Here is a 15,827-nt window from a genome sequence, read left to right as displayed (position 1 = left end):
TGTCGACGCCGACGCGGCGGCTTTGAGGAAGGCCGTGAGGGAGGGGGGCGTCAGGGGCGGGCGCCGATGATGGCGACGGGGCAGCCGCCGTGGCGCAGCACGCCGTGGCCGACCGAGCCCAGCAGCGCCGCGGTGATGGTGCCGCGGCCGCGCGAGCCGAGCACGACCAGGTCGGCGGTCGCCGAGGCGGCCGAGAGCGCGCTCACCGGATGGTCGCGGACGACCGTCTCGGTCACCGCGAGGTCGGGGTGCCGCGTCCGGACGGGGGCGCACGCCGCCTTCAGCGCGGCCCGCGCGCGCTCCTCCACGCCCGCCAGGTCCAGCGGCGACACGATCCGGACGAGCGCGGGCGGGACCCGGTAGGCGTGCACGACGCGCAGCCGCGCCCCGCGCTGCGCGGCGGCCTCGGCGGCGTACCGCAGGGCGTCGAGCGAGGCGTCCGACAGGTCGGTCCCGGCGAGGACCTCGTCGTGCCCGGTCCCGGCGGCCCCGTCGTGGACGCCGCGGACGACGACGAGCGGGCCCGCCGTCCGGCCGGCGAGGAAGGCGGCGGTCGAGCCGACCAGCATCCCGCCGAACCCGCCCGCCCCCTTGTGCCCGACGACCAGGGTGGAGGCCCGCTCCGCCTCGAGTTGCAGCACGTGGAGCGGGGCGCCGTGCAGGACCGCGGAGGTCACCGGGACGTCCGGCTGCCTGGCCTGCGCGACGCGACGCGCCAGCCTCAGCTCCTCCTGCCCCAGCCCGGCCGCCTCGGCCTTCAGCTCGGGCGAGGCGTACTCGTCGTTGAACGGCCAGGTGTCCAGCGCGAACACGATCCGAAGCGGGCGGCGCCATCGCGCCGCCTCGTCGGCCGCCCACGCGACGGCCTCGTCGGCCTCGGGGGAGCCGTCGGTCCCCACCGTCACCGGCGCGGGCGCGCCGTCCGGGCCCTCGGCCTCCATCGGGTCTCCCACCTGGGCAGTCCTAGCCGGGCGGGGCCGACCGAAAACTCAGCGGCGGACAAAGAAAGACCGCCGGCGGTCAGGGACGTGCAGGGACGTGCAGGGATGCGTCGGGGCGTTCTGGATTGTCTACGGATGAAGCATAGGCAACTTATACAAGTCGCTGATATAAGGAACTTATGGATCAATCGCCGGAGATCGACGAGCTGGAGCTGGCCGCGGGCCTCGGCCGGGTGGTCTCGCTGATGCGCTCCCTCGCGCTTCCCCGCGACCGGTCGATGACGGCAGTGTCCACCCTGGCGACCCTGGAGCGGTTCGGCCCCCGACGGGTGACCGAGCTGGCCGTGTTCGAGGGCGTCACCCAACCGGCCATGACCCAGCTCGTGTCCCGGCTGGAACGGGAGGGGCTCGCCGAACGCGGCCCGCTGCCCGCCGACGGCCGCGCCGTGGTCGTCCGCGTCACCACGGCCGGCCGCGCGGAGCTGGCGGGCCGCCGCGCCGCCCAGGCCCGGGACCTGGCCGCACTGCTGGCCGGACTGCCGGCCGGCGACCGCGAGGCCATCGCCGCCGCACTGCCGGCGCTGAACCGGCTCACCGGCCTCACCCACGGCCCGGGGGCGAGACCGCCCGCGGACCCCCCGACCTCCAGGAGCGATGGATGAACCAGACCCCCGGGGCGGCGCAGAGCCCCTTCCGCCAGCCCAAGGCCGTGTGGGCGGTCGCGTTCGCGTGCGTGATCTCGTTCATGGGCATCGGGCTGGTCGACCCGATCCTGCCCGCGATCTCGGCCGACCTGGACGCCTCGCCGAGCCAGGTGACGCTGCTGTTCACCAGCTACCTGGTGGTCACCGCGGTCGCGATGCTGGTGACCGGCTGGGTGTCCAGCCGGATCGGCGCCAAGCGCACCCTGGTCGCCGGGCTGGTGCTGATCGTGGTGTTCAGCGCGCTGGCCGGGACCTCGGGCAGCATCGGCGGCATCGTCGGCTTCCGGGCCGGCTGGGGGCTCGGCAACGCGCTGTTCATCGCGACCTCGCTGGCCGTCATCGTCGCCTCGGCCAGCGGCGGGTTCGCCGGCGCCATCATCCTGTACGAGGCCGCGCTCGGCCTCGGCATCGCCGTCGGCCCGCTGCTCGGCGGCGCCCTCGGCGAGATCAGCTGGCGCGGCCCGTTCTACGGCGTCGCCGTGCTCATGGCGATCGCGCTCGCCGCCACCCTCGTGCTCGTCAAGCCGCAGCCGCGGCCCGCCGCCAAGACCTCGCTGGCCGACCCGCTCAAGGCGCTACGGCACCGCGGCCTGCTCATCATGAGCCTCACCGCGCTCTGCTACAACTGGGGCTTCTTCACCGTGCTCGGGTACGCGCCGTTCCCCATGCACCTGGAGGCCATGCAGCTCGGCCTGGTCTTCACCTGCTGGGGGCTGCTCGTCGCGGTCTTCTCGGTGTTCGGCGCGCCGTGGCTGCAACGCCGGTTCGGGCTCGCCCGCACCCTGTACGGCAACCTGGTGCTGTTCGCCCTGGACGTGCTGGTCATCGCGATCTTCACCGACTCGCAGACCACGCTGATCCTGGCCGTGATCGTCGCCGGGGTGTTCATCGGCGTCAACAACACCGTGACCACGCAGGCGGTGATGATGGTCGCGCCGGTGGAACGTCCCATCGCCTCGGCCGCCTACGGCTTCGTCCGCTTCATCGGCGGCGGCCTGGCCCCGTACGCGGCCGGCCGGCTCGCCGAGCACACCAACGTGCACGTCCCGTTCGCCGTCGGCGCCGCCGCGATCCTGGCGGGCGTGGTGATCCTGCGCACCGGGCACCACGACCTCGCCCGGGCCGAGCGCAGGCAGGCCGAGACGGACGGACGGGCGGCAGACGGAGACCCCGGCGCGGAGGTCGCGGAGGCGGCCGAGGCGGGCGGCGGATCCCCCTCCTGACCCGCCGCCCCGCCCGGCCGCGTCCCCGCACCCGGCCCCGCGCCGCTCCCCGTCCCCGCCGCCGCCCGGCCTGGCTCAGGCGTCCGCGACCGCCGGCGCCCCGCCGCCGTCCGGCGCCCGGTCCCGGGTCTCCACGCCGAACAGGATCACCACGATGACGGCGAGGGCCAGCGGGATCGCGCCGAGCAGCGCGGTCGTCCCGATGGACGGGACCGTGGCCCCGGCGACCAGCACGATCGTGACCACCACACCGCCGAGCTTGCCGACCCCCGCGGACAGCCCCGACCCGCGGGACCGGATCCGGGTCGGGTAGACCTCCGAGCTGTAGGCGGCCAGGACGGCGCCGATCGTGGCGGTCCCGACGATCGGCCCGGCGAGCAGGACGTACAGCCAGGCGCGGTTCTCCGCGAGCGAGTCGCCCGCCACCGAGAACGCCGTCAGCGCCGCCGCGACCAGCGCGGTCAGCAGGATGATGGTCTTCTTCGCGCTCCACAGCCCGTACAGCGCGGCGGCGATGAGGACCAGCGGAAGCCCGAGCAGCGCCGAGTCCCGCAGCGCCCGGTCGGCGGTCTGCTGCGCCAGCCCGAGCTTCTGGAGGTTGGACGGGATCCACAGCTGGAACCCGTAGGTGACCAGCCCGATGCCGAGCCCGAGGACCACCACCGCGGTGCTCAGCCCGGCGAACCGCCCGCGGAACAGCGGGCCGAATCCGCCGCCGTGCGCCGCGGGCCGTTCCTCCACCTCGACCTCGGCGGTCGCCGCCTCCGCCGCGCCGTACCGCACCATGATCTCCCGGGCCTCGGCCTCCCGGCCGTGCGCGAGCAGGAAGCGCGGCGACTCGGGGATCCACCGGTTCAGCAGGATGAGCAGCACCCCGGAGGGCATCCCGACCAGCCACAGGATCCGCCACGAGTAGTGCGGGACCAGCGAGGACGACAGCCAGCTGGTGAGCACGTACGCCAGCGCCAGGTCGCCGCCGATCAGCACCATCACCCAGCCCCGGTGCCGGCCCGGGATCATCTCGGCCAGCAGCGAGAAGGTGATCGGCAGCATCCCGCCGGCGGCGAGCCCCATCAGCAGGCACATCGCCAGGTTCCACGCGAAGGACGGCATCGCGCCGCAGACCGCGGTGGTCACGAACAGCACCCCGGCGAGCAGGATGGAGGACCGGCGCCCGATCCGGTCGCCCAGCCATCCCCACAGGAACGAGCCGATCACCGTCCCGGTGAGCCCGAAGAACGGCAGCAGCGCGACCGGGAGGTCCCCGCCGGGGTTCAGGGCCGACTTGAGCCCGTACTCCTTGCCCATCCCGGGCGCGACGAACGACAGCGTGATCGGCTTCATCGCGTCGATGGTCACCGCGGTCGTCATCACCAGGATCAGGCCGATGTGCGCGGGCCGGATCCGCGCGTCCCACGCTCCGCGGATCCGCACCTCGCCCGCCTGCCGGGCCGCCTTCAGATCGCGCGGGACCAGCCCGTACGTGGTGGCCGCGAGGCCCACCACGATCAGCGCCATCCCGGTGATCATCGGGGCGTCCATCGGCATGTCCGCCATGTGGTAATGCATGTCGGCGGCGTCCAGGTACATCGGCAGGTGCAGGACCACACCGGCGACGCAGGCGATGAAGCCGGACCAGAAGGCCAGCGGATGGGCGAAGTCGATTCCGCCCACGGACCGTGTTCGCATGTGAATCCTTTCGGGGGGTGGGCTCGGGGAGGACCGCGGCCGTGTCATCGGGTGAACGTGCGGATCGGGGTCACTCCCGGTTGGACTCGAACCGGAACGTGCGCGACCGTCCGACCCGCACCGTCGAGCCCGGCGGCAGCACCACGGCGGACTCGGGGGGCAGCCGCTGGAACTCCTGCTCACCGGGTTTCTTGAGCGCGGTGCCGTTGACCGAGCCGAGGTCGACCACCTTCACCCGCCACTCCTGGAGCGCGACGAGCACGTGCCTCCGCGAGATCGACCCGTCCCGGTCGGTCAGCCGGACCGGACGCGCCCGCCCCCCGGTCACCTCCTGCGCGCGCGCGGGCTCGCGTCCGATGAGCTGGTCGTCGTCGAGCGGGATGGTGTGCCCGTCGTCGAACAGCAGGACGCCGAGCGGCGGTCTCGGCCCGTGGAAGGGGGCGAGCGTCATCTGGAGCATCGAGATCCCGCAGACCGCGCAGTACGCCGCACGCGGGTCGTTGAAGTGGTGGTTCTTGCAGTTGACGCCGAGGACCCGCGGTCCGCTCGCCCGGCGTTTGGGACGCTGCCGGATCAGGCTGACCGGCTCGTCCGGACTCTCGGTCCCCTCTTCCGCACCCGGCCCGTCCACCGCGGCCGGCGAAGGCGCGGGCGGCGAGGGGGCGGGCGGCGAGGGGGCGGGCGGCGAGGGGGCGGGCGGCGAGGGGGCGGGCGGCGGCTCAGGCCGGACGAGGTCGATCCGGGTGCGCAGCGGCTCCGCACGAGGACCCGTACGGGGCTTCGCATGCGGTTCCGCGCGCGGCTCCTTCCGCGGCCCGTTCCGCGGCTCGGCCCGCGGCGTCGCCTCCGGTTCTCGGACGGTCACCTCGCGCAGCCCGCCGCCCCGGACCACCCCCGATCCGAGCCGCAGCCGCGGATCGGCCGGCCCGGCACCCGGCAGCATCAGCTCCAGTTCGGCCACCGGCCCGCCGACGATCCGGTCCGCCGACGCGCCCGGATCGCCGCCGATCCGGATCTCCGCGTCCCGTACCGGCACGACCCGCGCCGTCGCGGCACCACTGGCCAGCACCGCGACCGCGCCGTGCCCGGCCGGCCCGGCGACCGCGCACGCCAGCGGCCGGCTGCCGCGCTCGGCCGCGAGGATCCGCGCCGCCCGGCGGACCAGCAGCCGGCCGGCCCGCTCGCCGTCGCCGTCCGCCGCCGCGACCTCGGCCAGCGCGTCGAGCAACCCGTCGACCAGGTGGGCCGTGGACGCGCCGGGTACTGCGCACACCAGCGACAACCCGGCCTCGTGCGCGACCAGGCCGTCGCCGGGCAGCGGCAGTACCAGGCGTCCCTCCGCCCGGTTCACAGCACCCGCCCGCCGCGCAGCCGCCACTGGACGAGGACCACCCGGATCGGGCCGTTCACGAACAGCCACTGCCCGATCCACACGAAACCGAGCATGGTCGCGTACGTGGACAAGGCCACCCCGTGGACCCTGGGCACCAGCCCGGCGTCGAGCAGGAACCACATCAGCAGGCCCTCGGGGACGACGGTCACCAGCCCGAACAGCGTCGGCCAGTCCTTGTCCCACCGGAACTGCATCAGCAGGTGGTAGAGCAGCTCCCAGCCGAGCCCCGCCACGGCGACCGCGAGGAGGATCAGGTAGGCCGTCCGGTACGTCCCGGAGAGCGGGCCCGCGGTGCCCGGCAGCACCGGGACGATCACCGCGGTCAGCAGCACGCCGACGGTGGCCAGCACGAGGACCCGCGTCTGCAACCGTCCGGCGAGGGTGGGGATCACGGTGCGTCTCCTTGGTCAGACGGGACGGCCGGAGGCCCACCGGAGCCACTGCCCGGTCGACCTGAGCGGGCCGAGCCGCGCGCAGAACCCGCGCCCGGCGAGGTCGGCGGCGATGTCCAGCGCGGCGGTCTGGAGGCCGAGGAAGCTGTCGACCGCCGGGAAGTGGTTGCCCGCCGTGGCCGCGCCCGACGCGTAGAGCACCCCGTCACCGTTCTCCGTTCCGGTCACCGCGAAGTTCTCGCCGACCATGAGGCGGCCCGCGCCGTTGCGCCGGGCGCCGCCGTGCTCCAGCAGGTCGGCCAGCACCCGGTGCTCGGGCACGCCGGCCTCCAGCCCGGTGCAGTCGATGACGAAGTCGGAGACGTGCCGGGCGCGGGTGCCGTCGTCGCTGCTGGTGAGGCTGGCCAGCCGGCCGTCCGGGGTGGGCTCGACCCGGTCCACGACGGCCTGGACCGGGTGGTACCAGCCGCCCTCCCGCCCGGCCCGCATCTGCGCCTGCCACGGCCGCAGCCGGGGTGTGGTGGTACCGCCGATGACCTTCATGAGCTCGGCCCGTCCGGCGCCGTCCGCCCGCCTGATCCGCGCCTTGAGCTGCCCGCCGAACGCGGACTTGGGCAGGGTGAACGCCTGGTAGGCCCAGCCGTCGCCGCCCCGGCGCCGCATCCACGGACCCGGCCCGTGCGCCCCTGACACGAACGTGCGGAACATGTGCACGATCTGCGTCTGCGACCCGTACCGCTCGCGGTCGTCCATCAGCCGGTGCAGCACCCGGGACGCCACGATCCCGGCGCCCCGCACCACCACCACGCCGGGCCGCGACTTGAGGAACTCGTACACGTGCTCGTGCGGTTCGTAGGCGTTGACCACGCGGTGGTAGTCGTTGTGGGTCTCGCGGAACTCCTGGAGGTCGGGCAGGAACCGCAGCCCGGGGTAGCCGACCGCCAGGTGCACGAACCGCGAGCGGATCGCGATCCGCTTGGTCGGCGTCGCGCCCGCCGGCGGGGTGAGGATGGTGAAGTAGCCGTCGCCGGCCCGGCGGCGCACCATCCGCACCTGCCCCTTGGCGAGCATCGCGGCGTAGGAGATCCGCGCCGCCTCGCGTTCGAGGGTGGCGAACACCGTCTCGGCGCGCGGGCTGAAGAAGTCGGTGAGGACGGGCTCGGTCAGCACCTGGAACAGCAGCCGGGGAGACCGGTCCCGCCACGCTTCGTGCAGGGCGTACGACGGGAAGCCCCAGATGTTGTCGGGCCGCGCGCCCGCATCGGAGCGGATCCGCTCGCGGGGCGGGAGCTGCGAGACCCGGCTGAGGTAGGCCCACGTCTGCCACGGCGTGTCGAGATTGGACAGCACCCGGAGGGACGACGCCGGCGCGCCCTGAATCCGGAGCGCGTCGACCAGGGTGAACGAGCCGAGCCCGCCGCCGACCGACACCAGCGGTACGTCGTAGACGGGAATGCCCGCCTCCAGCACGGCCCGGTCGGGCCAGACCGACGATCCGAGCAGTTCGGGCGAGAGATCACCCAAGGGCCGGGCATCGGGCACAGCGACGTCCCCCAAGCGTGACTTCGAGCAGAGCGGACGACACTTTATCCCACGATGGGAACGATTTTCAGGACGGAAGAGGCAGCTCGGCCCAGACGACCTTGCCGGGATGCCGCTCGGCGCGGCGGCAGCCCCACCGGTCGGCCAGGGCGCCGACCAGGAGCAGGCCGCGCCCGTTCTCGTCGTAGTCGCCGGCGTCCGACCGCCGGGGGAGTGCCGCGATGCCGTCCTCGACCTCGATCGACAGCACCGCCCCGGCCAGCCCGAGCCGCATCGTGATCACAGGCGGGCGCGGCCCGGCGGCGCCCCCGCGACCGCCGGTCGCCGCATGCCCGCCCGCGGGCGCCGGGTGGGCGCCGGTCAGGACCGGGAGTGGTTCCCCGGTGGCCTCCATCAGGGCCTGGTAGGCGTTGGTCACGATCTCGGTGACCACCAGCGTCGCGTCGTCCGCGAGTTCCGCCAGCCGCCAGCCGCGCAGCGTCGCGCCGACGAAGTGGCGCGCGGCGGGCACCGACGAGGCCAGCGCCTCCAGTTCGAGCGTGGCGCGCAGCCGGCGCCGGTCGTCGCTGCGGGGACCGAGGGCGGACGGGCAGGGCATGCGCATGGGCCGTTCGATGGGAACCACAGCCATCGTGCTGCTCCTGACCGTGACGGGACTGGAAGGGTGGGGGGTTCCGCACATCGGTCAGGCGGCTCCGGGTGGACGCCGGAGCAGGGCCCCGGCGCCGGACGGGCCGAGCGCGGGCCCGCCGGTCCTCATTCGCGACATGTGCATCCAAGGTTCGTGACTCGCTATCTGCGATTCACAGATTAAGAGCCATGGCGGGACGGAACAAGCTCTTCGGGCAGAAAGGTGCCCGCGATGCAGCGGTAATGCGCACCGGAGCGGGCAAAGTGGTACGAAATGCACAGTCTTGGGGGTCTTGACCGCATCTGTCGTCAGAGGCCGGATGTCTGTCAGGGTGTCCCTGTACGGTGGGGCACGCCTGAGACGGGCCGCACATGACGATCCCCCGGGGATGCAGCCCCGGGGGATCGTCCGGTGGGTGGTCCGGCGACTCAGCTAGCGGTCGTAGCGTCCGGCCTTCACATCGGAGAGGAAGGCACGGAAGGCGCCGCGGTCGATGACGTGCGCACCGGCCTCGGGCGTCCTGCTGTCACGGAGTCCCGTGGCGGAGCCGAGGTCGGCGACTTCGACGCAGCCGCCGTTGCTGCCGGTGCTGGACGTGGCCTTGAACCACCTTGCCTGAGACGGGTCCATGTCTACTCCAGCTTGTTGGTCTGTTCTTCGAGGTAGTCGGTGGTGGCTTCGGGTGAGAGCGCCGCCTCGCGAACGCGGCTGAAGATCCTTACATAGTCCTCCACGCTCTTGGGCTCGTTGATCTCCTGGATGGCCGCGTCGTTCTCCAGATAGACCATCGCGGGCTCGTTCCCGGGGAAGTCGAAGATGTTGACCAGCGTCGACATGCCCGGGTGCGGCCCGTTGTCGAAGCGCAGCAGCCGCAGTTCGATGTTGGACCGCCGGCTCATCTCGGCCAGGTGCGCGACCTGCGCGCGCCGGTCGGCCGGAGTGCCCCACCGGTACATCAGCGACGCCTCGGTGATCAGCGCCGTCAGGGTGGGCGCGGTGCCGTCGTCGCGGTTCAGGATCGCCTGCCGCCGCAGCCGCGCCTCCCGGGCCTGGCTCTGCCACTCGGCCGGCCGCGTGCCCGAGGCCATCAGGCACTGGATGTAGGCCGGCGTCTGGAGCAGTCCGGGCAGGACGAGCGGCATCAGCACGCGGATGGCCGAGGCGTCGGCCTCGAACCCGCAGAACTCGTTGCTGAACACCTCGGAGTGGTCGCGCCACCAGGCCCGCCGCCGGGCCAGCCCGGCGAGGTTCTCCAGCTCGGCGAGGTCGCCGTCGACCTGGCCGTAGAGCCGGGCGATGTCGCGGATGTCGCTGAGCTCGGGGCGGACCCACTGGTTGGCCTCGAACCGGCCGACCTTGCCGCGTCCCCAGTTGAGCCGGTCGCAGACCTGGTTGGCGGTGTATCCGGCGTCGAGGCGCAGTTCGGTGAGCAGGCGGGACAGCCGCCGCTTGGCGATGGTGGATCCGGGGGCGTCCTCGGTCACGCGTCACCTCCCTCTTGACAGCGCGCTCTGGCCAGCATATCGCCTCCCAATTTGTGAATCACAAATTCCAGTGGCCCGGTCGGGCGTTCCGAATGGTGCGGAAGCAAGGGACCAAGAACGGACGGGCGGGGATGGACGGGCGGGGTCGGACGGGTCAGGACGCGGCGCGGTCGAACTCCTCCGCCTTCACCCCGGCGAGGAAGCAGTCCCACTCGTGGTGGTCGAACACCGAGATCAGCGCGCCGGGATCGCCGCTGGTGCGCAGCAGCACCCACGCGCCGGCGAACGCGACCTCGACGCCGGACGCCTCGACGCCGGACGCCGTGGGATCGGGTGAGGTGGGATCGGGCGCCGTGCCGCCGTCCGCCGTCCCGGCAGCGGACCGCCGCCAGTGCAGGGCGTCCGGGTCGAGGCCCAGCTCCTGGACGGTGGGCTTGCGCGCGGGCACGCCCCGGGCCTTGGGGTCTTCGGTCATCAGGGTCTCCTCTCGTGGCCGTACGACGTTACGGCCTGGACGGTTCAGGGCACCCTCGCGACACCGCAGTACACCCAGCGGGAACCGTCGTTGTCGGAGCTCTCGGGGTTGTCGGCGCCCCAGTCCCCGGAGAAGGCCACCCCGGGGGCGGAGCCCTCGTGCGGGGGCAGGAGCTCGAGGCCGTCGAAGAATCCGGTGATCTCGTCCCGGGTGCGGAAGAAGGCGTTCGCGGTGGCCTTGGAGTAGACGCCGTCGATCGCCCTGAGCGCCTGCGGCGCCTGGTGGTCGGCGGTGCCGTGCGAGAGCGCCAGGTAGCTGCCGGGGGGCAGTGCGTCCAGGTAGCGGCCGATCAGCCCCCGCGGGTCGTCCTCGTCGCCGATGAAGTGCAGGACCGCCACCAGCAGCAGCGCGACCGGCTGGGTGAAGTCGATGAGCTCGCGGACGGCGGGCTGCCCGAGGAGCTCCTCGGGTTCGCGGAGGTCGGCGGTGATGGCCGCGGTGTCGGGGGAGCCGGCGAGCAGCGCACGGGCGTGCGCGAGCACCATCGGGTCGTTGTCGGCGTACAGCACCCGCGCGGCGGGGTCGACGGCCTGGGCGACCTGATGGGTGTTGTTCTGCGTCGGCAGCCCGGCCCCGACGTCGATGAACTGCCGGATCCCCAGGGCGGCGAGCCGGTGCACGGCCCGCTGGAGGAATCCGCGGTTGGCCCAGGCGATGTCCTCCAGTTCGGGCACCACCGCGCGGATCCGCTCGGCGGCCTCGCGGTCGATGGGGTAGTTGTCCTTGCCGCCCAGGAAGTAGTCGTACAGCCGGGCCGGGCTCGCCTTGTCCAGATCGACGTCCGGCGGGACGTTCTCCGGTTCGCTCATGTAGCGTCCTCGCCTCGTCGCGGGGGTGGTGCGCGGGCAACCTGTGCAGCAGAGTTTATGAATCATGAACCGGACTGTCCGGCTGTCGGGCGGAGGATCGGGCGGGTTCAGCCGGGGGCCTGGATTTCGCAACCGGGTCGACAATGTCGAACGCGGCCGGGATCACCAGCGGCGGGCGCCCAGATCGCGGGACACCGCGCGGGCCGCGTCCCGGACGGCCGCCACCAGGTCGGTGCGCGGCAGCCCGGCCGGATCGCAGACCCGCTCGATGGCGCCGGAGACGCCGATCGCGCCGACCACCACGGTGCGGTCGTCGCGGATCGGCGCCGCGATCGCGGCCTCGCCCTCGATCAGCTCCTCGATGTCGCAGGCCCAGCCGCGGGCGCGGACCAGGTCGAGGTCGGCGACCAGGTCGTCCTTGGCGGCGATGGTGTGGCGGGTGTAGGTCTTGGTGTCGAGGTCGGCCAGCAGCGTGTCGGCCTGGAGGTCGAAGGCCAGCAGCGCCTTGCCCAGCGCGGACGCGTGGATCGGCAGCAGCGCCCCGACGTCGAGGGTCTGGAGGCTGTCGTCGGGGCGGAAGACGTGGTGCACGACCAGCACCCGGCCCTCGTGCAGCGATCCGATCCGCACGCTCTCCCTGGCCCGCGAGGCCAGCGAGTCGGCCCAGTTGAGCGCCCGGGTGCGCAGCTCATTGACGTCGAGGTAGCTGTTGCCGAGGTGCAGCAGGGTGGCGCCGAGGCGGTACTTGCCGCCGGCCCGGTCCTGCTCGACGAACCCGACGTGCTGGAGCGTCTGAAGGATGCCGTGCACCGTGGCCTTGGGCAGCCGCAACGCGTCGGCGAGTTCCACGACGCCGAGCTGCCGGGGGCCGGAGGCCAGCAGTCGCAGGATCGTCGCGGCCCGCTCGACCGACTGGATTCTCCCTGGCACCCCTTCAGCCTAGCGTGTACATTGTTCGACATTGTCGTACGGCATTCCGAATCGCAGTCAGGTCGTCACTCCGTCACGAGGAGCTGGTCCGTGAAAGCGGTAGAACTCTCACCCGCCGCGCGGTCGCGCGCGCTGCGGGAGCTGGCGGCGGGCGGGGAGGTCGACGTGCTGGTCGTCGGCGGCGGGGTGGTCGGGGCCGGCGCTGCCCTGGACGCGGCGACCCGGGGGCTGAGCGTCGGCCTGGTCGAGGCCAGGGACTGGGCGGCGGGCACGTCCAGCCGGGCCAGCAAGCTCATCCACGGCGGCCTGCGCTACCTGGAGATGCTCGACTTCGGCCTTGTGCACGAGGCGCTGCGCGAGCGCGGCCTGATGGTCCGGCGGCTCGCGCCGCACCTGGTCCGCCCCGTCCCGTTCCTCTACCCGCTCAGCCACCGCGTCTGGGAGCGCCCGTACGTGGGCGCGGGCGTCCTGCTGTACGACACGATGGGCGCCGCCGGGCGCGCCTCGCGCGGCCTGCCCCACCACCGCCACCTCACCAAGCGGCGCGCGCTGAAGGTCGCGCCCGGCCTCAAGCCGGGCGCGCTTGTCGGGGCGGTCCAGTACTGGGACGCGCAGGTCGACGACGCCCGGCACACCATGTCGCTGGTGCGCACCGCCGCCTCCTACGGCGCCCTGGTCGCCAACCGGGCCAAGGTCGTCCGCTACCTGCGCGACGGCGAGCGCGTCACCGGCGCGGTCGTGGCCGACCAGGAGACCGGCGCCGAGATCGAGGTGCGGGCCCGGCAGGTCGTCGCCGCGACCGGTGTCTGGACGGACGAGACGCAGGCGCTGGCCGACGCGAGCAGCGTGCGCGTCCGCGCGTCCAAGGGCGTTCACCTGCTCGTCCCGCGGGACCGGATCGACTCCTCCAGCGGGCTGATCCTGCGCACCGAGCGGAGCGTGCTGTTCGTCATCCCGTGGGGCCGGCACTGGATCGTGGGCACCACCGACACCGACTGGGACCTCGACAAGGACCACCCCGCGGCCACCGCCGCCGACATCGACTACCTGCTGGAGCACGCGAACCGGGTGCTGGCCGAGCCGCTCGCCAAGGACGACGTCGAGGGCGTCTACGCGGGGCTGCGCCCGCTGCTGTCCGGCGCGTCCGACCAGACCGCCAAGCTGTCCCGCGAGCACCTGGTGGGGACGCCGGTGCCCGGCCTGGTCGTCATCGCGGGCGGCAAGTACACCACCTACCGGGTGATGGCCGAGGACGCCGTCGACGAGGCCGTCCGCGGCCTGGACGGCGCGGCGGTCCCGGCGTCGGTGACCGAGGACGTGCCGCTCGTCGGCGCGGACGGGTACCGGGCGCTGTGGAACCGCCGGTCCGCGCTGGCGCTGGCCGCCGGGCTGCCCGTCCGCCGCGTCGCGCAGCTCCTGCGCCGGTACGGGACGCTGGTGGACGAGGTGCTGGACCTCATCGCGGCCGACCCGTCCCTCGCCGAGCCGCTGCCGAGCGGCGACGGCTACCTGCGGGCGGAGGTCGTGTACGCCGCGACCCACGAGGGCGCGCGCGACGTCGAGGACGTGCTGGCGCGGCGGACCCGGATCTCGATCGAGTCCAGGGACCGGGGCACCGAGTCCGCCGTGGTGGCGGCCTCCTTGATGGCCCCGGTACTCGGCTGGGACGCGGAGCGGACCGCCCGCGAGGCCGCCACCTACGTCCGGCTGGTCGAGGCCGAGCGCGAGGCGCAGGAGCAGCCCGACGACCTCGCCGCCGCGAACGTGTGGCTGCGCGCCCGCAAGGATCCCCGGGCCGCCGGGGACGCGGGCAGGACGGGACGTCCGGAGAAGATCGCCTAGGTCCTGTCTCAAATTGCCTCGGTCGTCGCGCGAGCGCGTTGCCTGGCCGGTGGGGCGAAGCCGGAGGCGAGCCCCACCGGTCAGATCGCGGAGCGATGTCGCGCTCGCCCAAGCACGGTCGGTGTCCGAGCCCTAGGCGAGGACGCCGGGCCGGGCTTTGAAACACGGCCTAGGCGCCGGTGCCCTCCGGGGAGTGCTGCCGGGAGGGCCGGATCCAGTCGAAGGTGCGCTCGACGGCCCGCCGCCAGTTGTCGTACTCATTGGCGCGGTGCACGGGGTCCATAGCCGGTTGCCACTGGCCCGCCCGGTGCCAGTTGCGGCGCAGCCCCTCCAGGTCGGGCCAGTAGCCGACGGCCAGCCCCGCCGCGTAGGCGGCGCCGAGCGACACGGTCTCGGCGGCCATCGGGCGCACCACCGGCACGTTGAGGACGTCGGCGATGAACTGCATGAGCAGGTTGTCGGCGGTCATCCCGCCGTCCACCTTGAGCGCCTTGAGAGCCAGTCCCGAGTCGGCGTTCATCGCGTCCACCACCTCGCGGGTCTGCCAGCCGGTCGCCTCCAGCACCGCGCGGGCCAGGTGCCCCTTGGTGATGTAGGAGGTCAGCCCGACGATGATGCCGCGCGCCTCGCTGCGCCAGTGCGGCGCGAACAGCCCGGAGAAGGCGGGCACGATGTAGCAGCCGCCGTTGTCGTCGACGGTGCGGGCGAGCGTCTCGATCTCGGGGGCGCTGCCGATGATGCCGAGCCCGTCCCGGAACCACTGGACCAGCGCACCGGTGATGGCGATCGAGCCCTCCAGGGCGTACACGGCCGGCTCGTTGTCGATCTTGTAGCCGACGGTGGTCAGCAGGCCGTGCGTCGAGCGGACCGGCGCGGTCCCGGTGTTGAGGAGCAGAAAGCTGCCCGTCCCGTAGGTGCACTTGGCCTCGCCGGGGGCGAAGCAGGTCTGCCCGAACAGCGCCGCCTGCTGGTCGCCGAGCGCCGCCGCGATGCGGACACCGGGCAGCACGTGCGTGGCCGCGCCGTACACCGCGGTGGACGGCCAGATCTCGGGCAGCATCGCGCGCGGCACACCGAAGAAGTCGAGCAGGCCCTGGTCCCAGTCGAGCGTGGTGAGGTCCATCAGCAGCGTCCGGCTGGCGTTGGTCACGTCGGTGACATGGCTGCCGCCGGCCGGGCCGCCGGTCAGGTTCCAGATCAGCCAGCTCTCCATCGTCCCGAACAGCACGTCGCCGCGCTCGGCGCGCTCGCGCAGGCCGGGGGTGTGGTCGAGCAGCCAGCGGATCCGCGGGGCGGAGAAGTAGGTGGCCAGCGGGATGCCGCAGCGCTCGTGGATGGTCTCGGCCAGCGGCGCGCGCGACAGCTCGTCGACGAGCGTGTCGGTGCGGGTGTCCTGCCACACGATGGCGCGGCCGATCGGCCGGCCGGTGTGGCGGTCCCACAGCACGGTGGTCTCGCGCTGGTTGGCGATGCCGAGCGCGGCCACCTGGTCCGGGGTGGCGCCCGCCTGGGCGATGGACTCCGGCGCGATCCGCTCCAGGTTGCGCCAGATCTCCATGGCGTCGTGCTCGACCCAGCCGGGCCTCGGGAAGTGCTGCTTGTGCTCGCGCTGGGTGACCGACACGAGCCGGCCGTTCCGGTCGAACAGGATGCACCGCGTCGATGTCGTGCCCTGGTCCAGGGCCATCACGTAGCGCTCTGCCATGGGTCCC

Annotated in this window: 15 protein-coding genes; 3 read left to right on the top strand and 12 right to left on the bottom strand. The window is 73.2% G+C overall.

The genetic code is table 11. The annotated features are described in order from the left end of the window. Nucleotides 1–50 precede the first annotated feature (50 nt). Complete coding sequence (locus QP090_RS01535) at nt 51–953, bottom strand: universal stress protein (RefSeq protein ID WP_285936608.1); 903 nt, start codon at nt 951–953, stop codon at nt 51–53. 167 nt (nt 954–1,120) lie between these two features. On the opposite strand from QP090_RS01535, the gene QP090_RS01530 reads away from it, so the two are divergent. Beyond that, the gene (locus tag QP090_RS01530) at nt 1,121–1,603 is read left to right on the top strand and encodes a MarR family winged helix-turn-helix transcriptional regulator (RefSeq protein WP_285936607.1); all 483 of its coding nucleotides are present in this window, start codon (nt 1,121–1,123) and stop codon (nt 1,601–1,603) included. Further along, a complete protein-coding gene (locus QP090_RS01525; protein WP_285936606.1) occupies nt 1,600–2,868 on the top strand; it encodes an MFS transporter in 1,269 nt (422 codons plus the stop codon). Before QP090_RS01530 ends, QP090_RS01525 begins: the two co-directional genes overlap by 4 nt. Nucleotides 2,869–2,943: 75 nt before the next feature. Here the strand turns inward: QP090_RS01525 and QP090_RS01520 are convergent, their stop codons facing one another. From QP090_RS01520 to QP090_RS01475, 10 genes are all read right to left on the bottom strand, one after another. Next, nucleotides 2,944–4,557, bottom strand: coding sequence for an MFS transporter (locus QP090_RS01520; protein WP_285936605.1), 1,614 nt, complete (start codon nt 4,555–4,557; stop codon nt 2,944–2,946). Between the two features lie 70 nt (nt 4,558–4,627). Then, nucleotides 4,628–5,908: an FHA domain-containing protein gene (locus QP090_RS01515; RefSeq protein ID WP_285936604.1), complete on the bottom strand. Its 1,281-nt coding sequence runs from the start codon at nt 5,906–5,908 to the stop codon at nt 4,628–4,630. Further along, nucleotides 5,905–6,342 (bottom strand): hypothetical protein, encoded by a 438-nt coding sequence (locus tag QP090_RS01510; RefSeq protein WP_285936603.1) that lies wholly within the window; start codon nt 6,340–6,342, stop codon nt 5,905–5,907. The genes QP090_RS01515 and QP090_RS01510 overlap by 4 nt, the downstream gene beginning before the upstream one ends. 15 nt (nt 6,343–6,357) lie before the next feature. Beyond that, complete coding sequence (locus QP090_RS01505; protein WP_285936602.1) at nt 6,358–7,884, bottom strand: FAD/NAD(P)-binding protein; 1,527 nt, start codon at nt 7,882–7,884, stop codon at nt 6,358–6,360. A 67-nt stretch (nt 7,885–7,951) separates the two neighbouring features. Further along, entirely contained in the window at nt 7,952–8,515 is a 564-nt protein-coding gene (locus QP090_RS01500) for an ATP-binding protein (RefSeq protein ID WP_285936601.1), read from the bottom strand. 432 nt (nt 8,516–8,947) lie between these two features. After that, nucleotides 8,948–9,145, bottom strand: coding sequence for a DUF397 domain-containing protein (locus tag QP090_RS01495; protein ID WP_285936600.1), 198 nt, complete (start codon nt 9,143–9,145; stop codon nt 8,948–8,950). Between the two features lie 2 nt (nt 9,146–9,147). Then, complete coding sequence (locus QP090_RS01490) at nt 9,148–9,999, bottom strand: helix-turn-helix domain-containing protein (RefSeq protein WP_285936599.1); 852 nt, start codon at nt 9,997–9,999, stop codon at nt 9,148–9,150. Between the two features lie 154 nt (nt 10,000–10,153). Further along, nucleotides 10,154–10,474, bottom strand: a complete 321-nt coding sequence (locus QP090_RS01485; protein WP_285936598.1) for a DUF397 domain-containing protein — start codon at nt 10,472–10,474, stop codon at nt 10,154–10,156. Nucleotides 10,475–10,518: 44 nt separating this feature from the next. Further along, nucleotides 10,519–11,343, bottom strand: a complete 825-nt coding sequence (locus tag QP090_RS01480; RefSeq protein WP_285936597.1) for an SAM-dependent methyltransferase — start codon at nt 11,341–11,343, stop codon at nt 10,519–10,521. 162 nt (nt 11,344–11,505) lie between these two features. Next, nucleotides 11,506–12,273 (bottom strand): IclR family transcriptional regulator, encoded by a 768-nt coding sequence (locus QP090_RS01475; protein ID WP_285936596.1) that lies wholly within the window; start codon nt 12,271–12,273, stop codon nt 11,506–11,508. Nucleotides 12,274–12,363: 90 nt separating this feature from the next. On the opposite strand from QP090_RS01475, the gene QP090_RS01470 reads away from it, so the two are divergent. Then, entirely contained in the window at nt 12,364–14,115 is a 1,752-nt protein-coding gene (locus QP090_RS01470; protein ID WP_285936595.1) for a glycerol-3-phosphate dehydrogenase/oxidase, read from the top strand. A gap of 169 nt (nt 14,116–14,284) precedes the next feature. Here QP090_RS01470 and glpK read toward each other — a convergent pair whose 3' ends face one another. Beyond that, entirely contained in the window at nt 14,285–15,820 is a 1,536-nt protein-coding gene (glpK, locus tag QP090_RS01465; protein ID WP_285936594.1) for a glycerol kinase GlpK, read from the bottom strand. Between the last annotated feature and the right edge of the window lie 7 nt (nt 15,821–15,827).

This window comes from Actinomadura xylanilytica (assembly GCF_030283145.1).
GTDB lineage: Bacteria > Actinomycetota > Actinomycetes > Streptosporangiales > Streptosporangiaceae > Spirillospora > Spirillospora xylanilytica.
The sequence above is the reverse complement of the archived record's forward strand: the minus strand, read 5'-3'. Positions and strand labels throughout refer to the sequence as shown.

Bases quoted from the DNA above. Each gene is read 5' to 3' on its own strand.
- QP090_RS01530 (WP_285936607.1), top strand. From the start codon at position 1,121: ATGGATCAATCGCCGGAGATCGACGAGCTGGAGCTGGCCGCGGGCCTC.
- QP090_RS01480 (WP_285936597.1), bottom strand. From the start codon at position 11,343: ATGAGCGAACCGGAGAACGTCCCGCCGGACGTCGATCTGGACAAGGCG.
- glpK (WP_285936594.1), bottom strand. From the start codon at position 15,820: ATGGCAGAGCGCTACGTGATGGCCCTGGACCAGGGCACGACATCGACG.
- QP090_RS01495 (WP_285936600.1), bottom strand. From the start codon at position 9,145: ATGGACCCGTCTCAGGCAAGGTGGTTCAAGGCCACGTCCAGCACCGGC.
- QP090_RS01520 (WP_285936605.1), bottom strand. From the start codon at position 4,557: ATGCGAACACGGTCCGTGGGCGGAATCGACTTCGCCCATCCGCTGGCC.
- QP090_RS01485 (WP_285936598.1), bottom strand. From the start codon at position 10,474: ATGACCGAAGACCCCAAGGCCCGGGGCGTGCCCGCGCGCAAGCCCACC.
- QP090_RS01525 (WP_285936606.1), top strand. From the start codon at position 1,600: ATGAACCAGACCCCCGGGGCGGCGCAGAGCCCCTTCCGCCAGCCCAAG.
- QP090_RS01500 (WP_285936601.1), bottom strand. From the start codon at position 8,515: ATGGCTGTGGTTCCCATCGAACGGCCCATGCGCATGCCCTGCCCGTCC.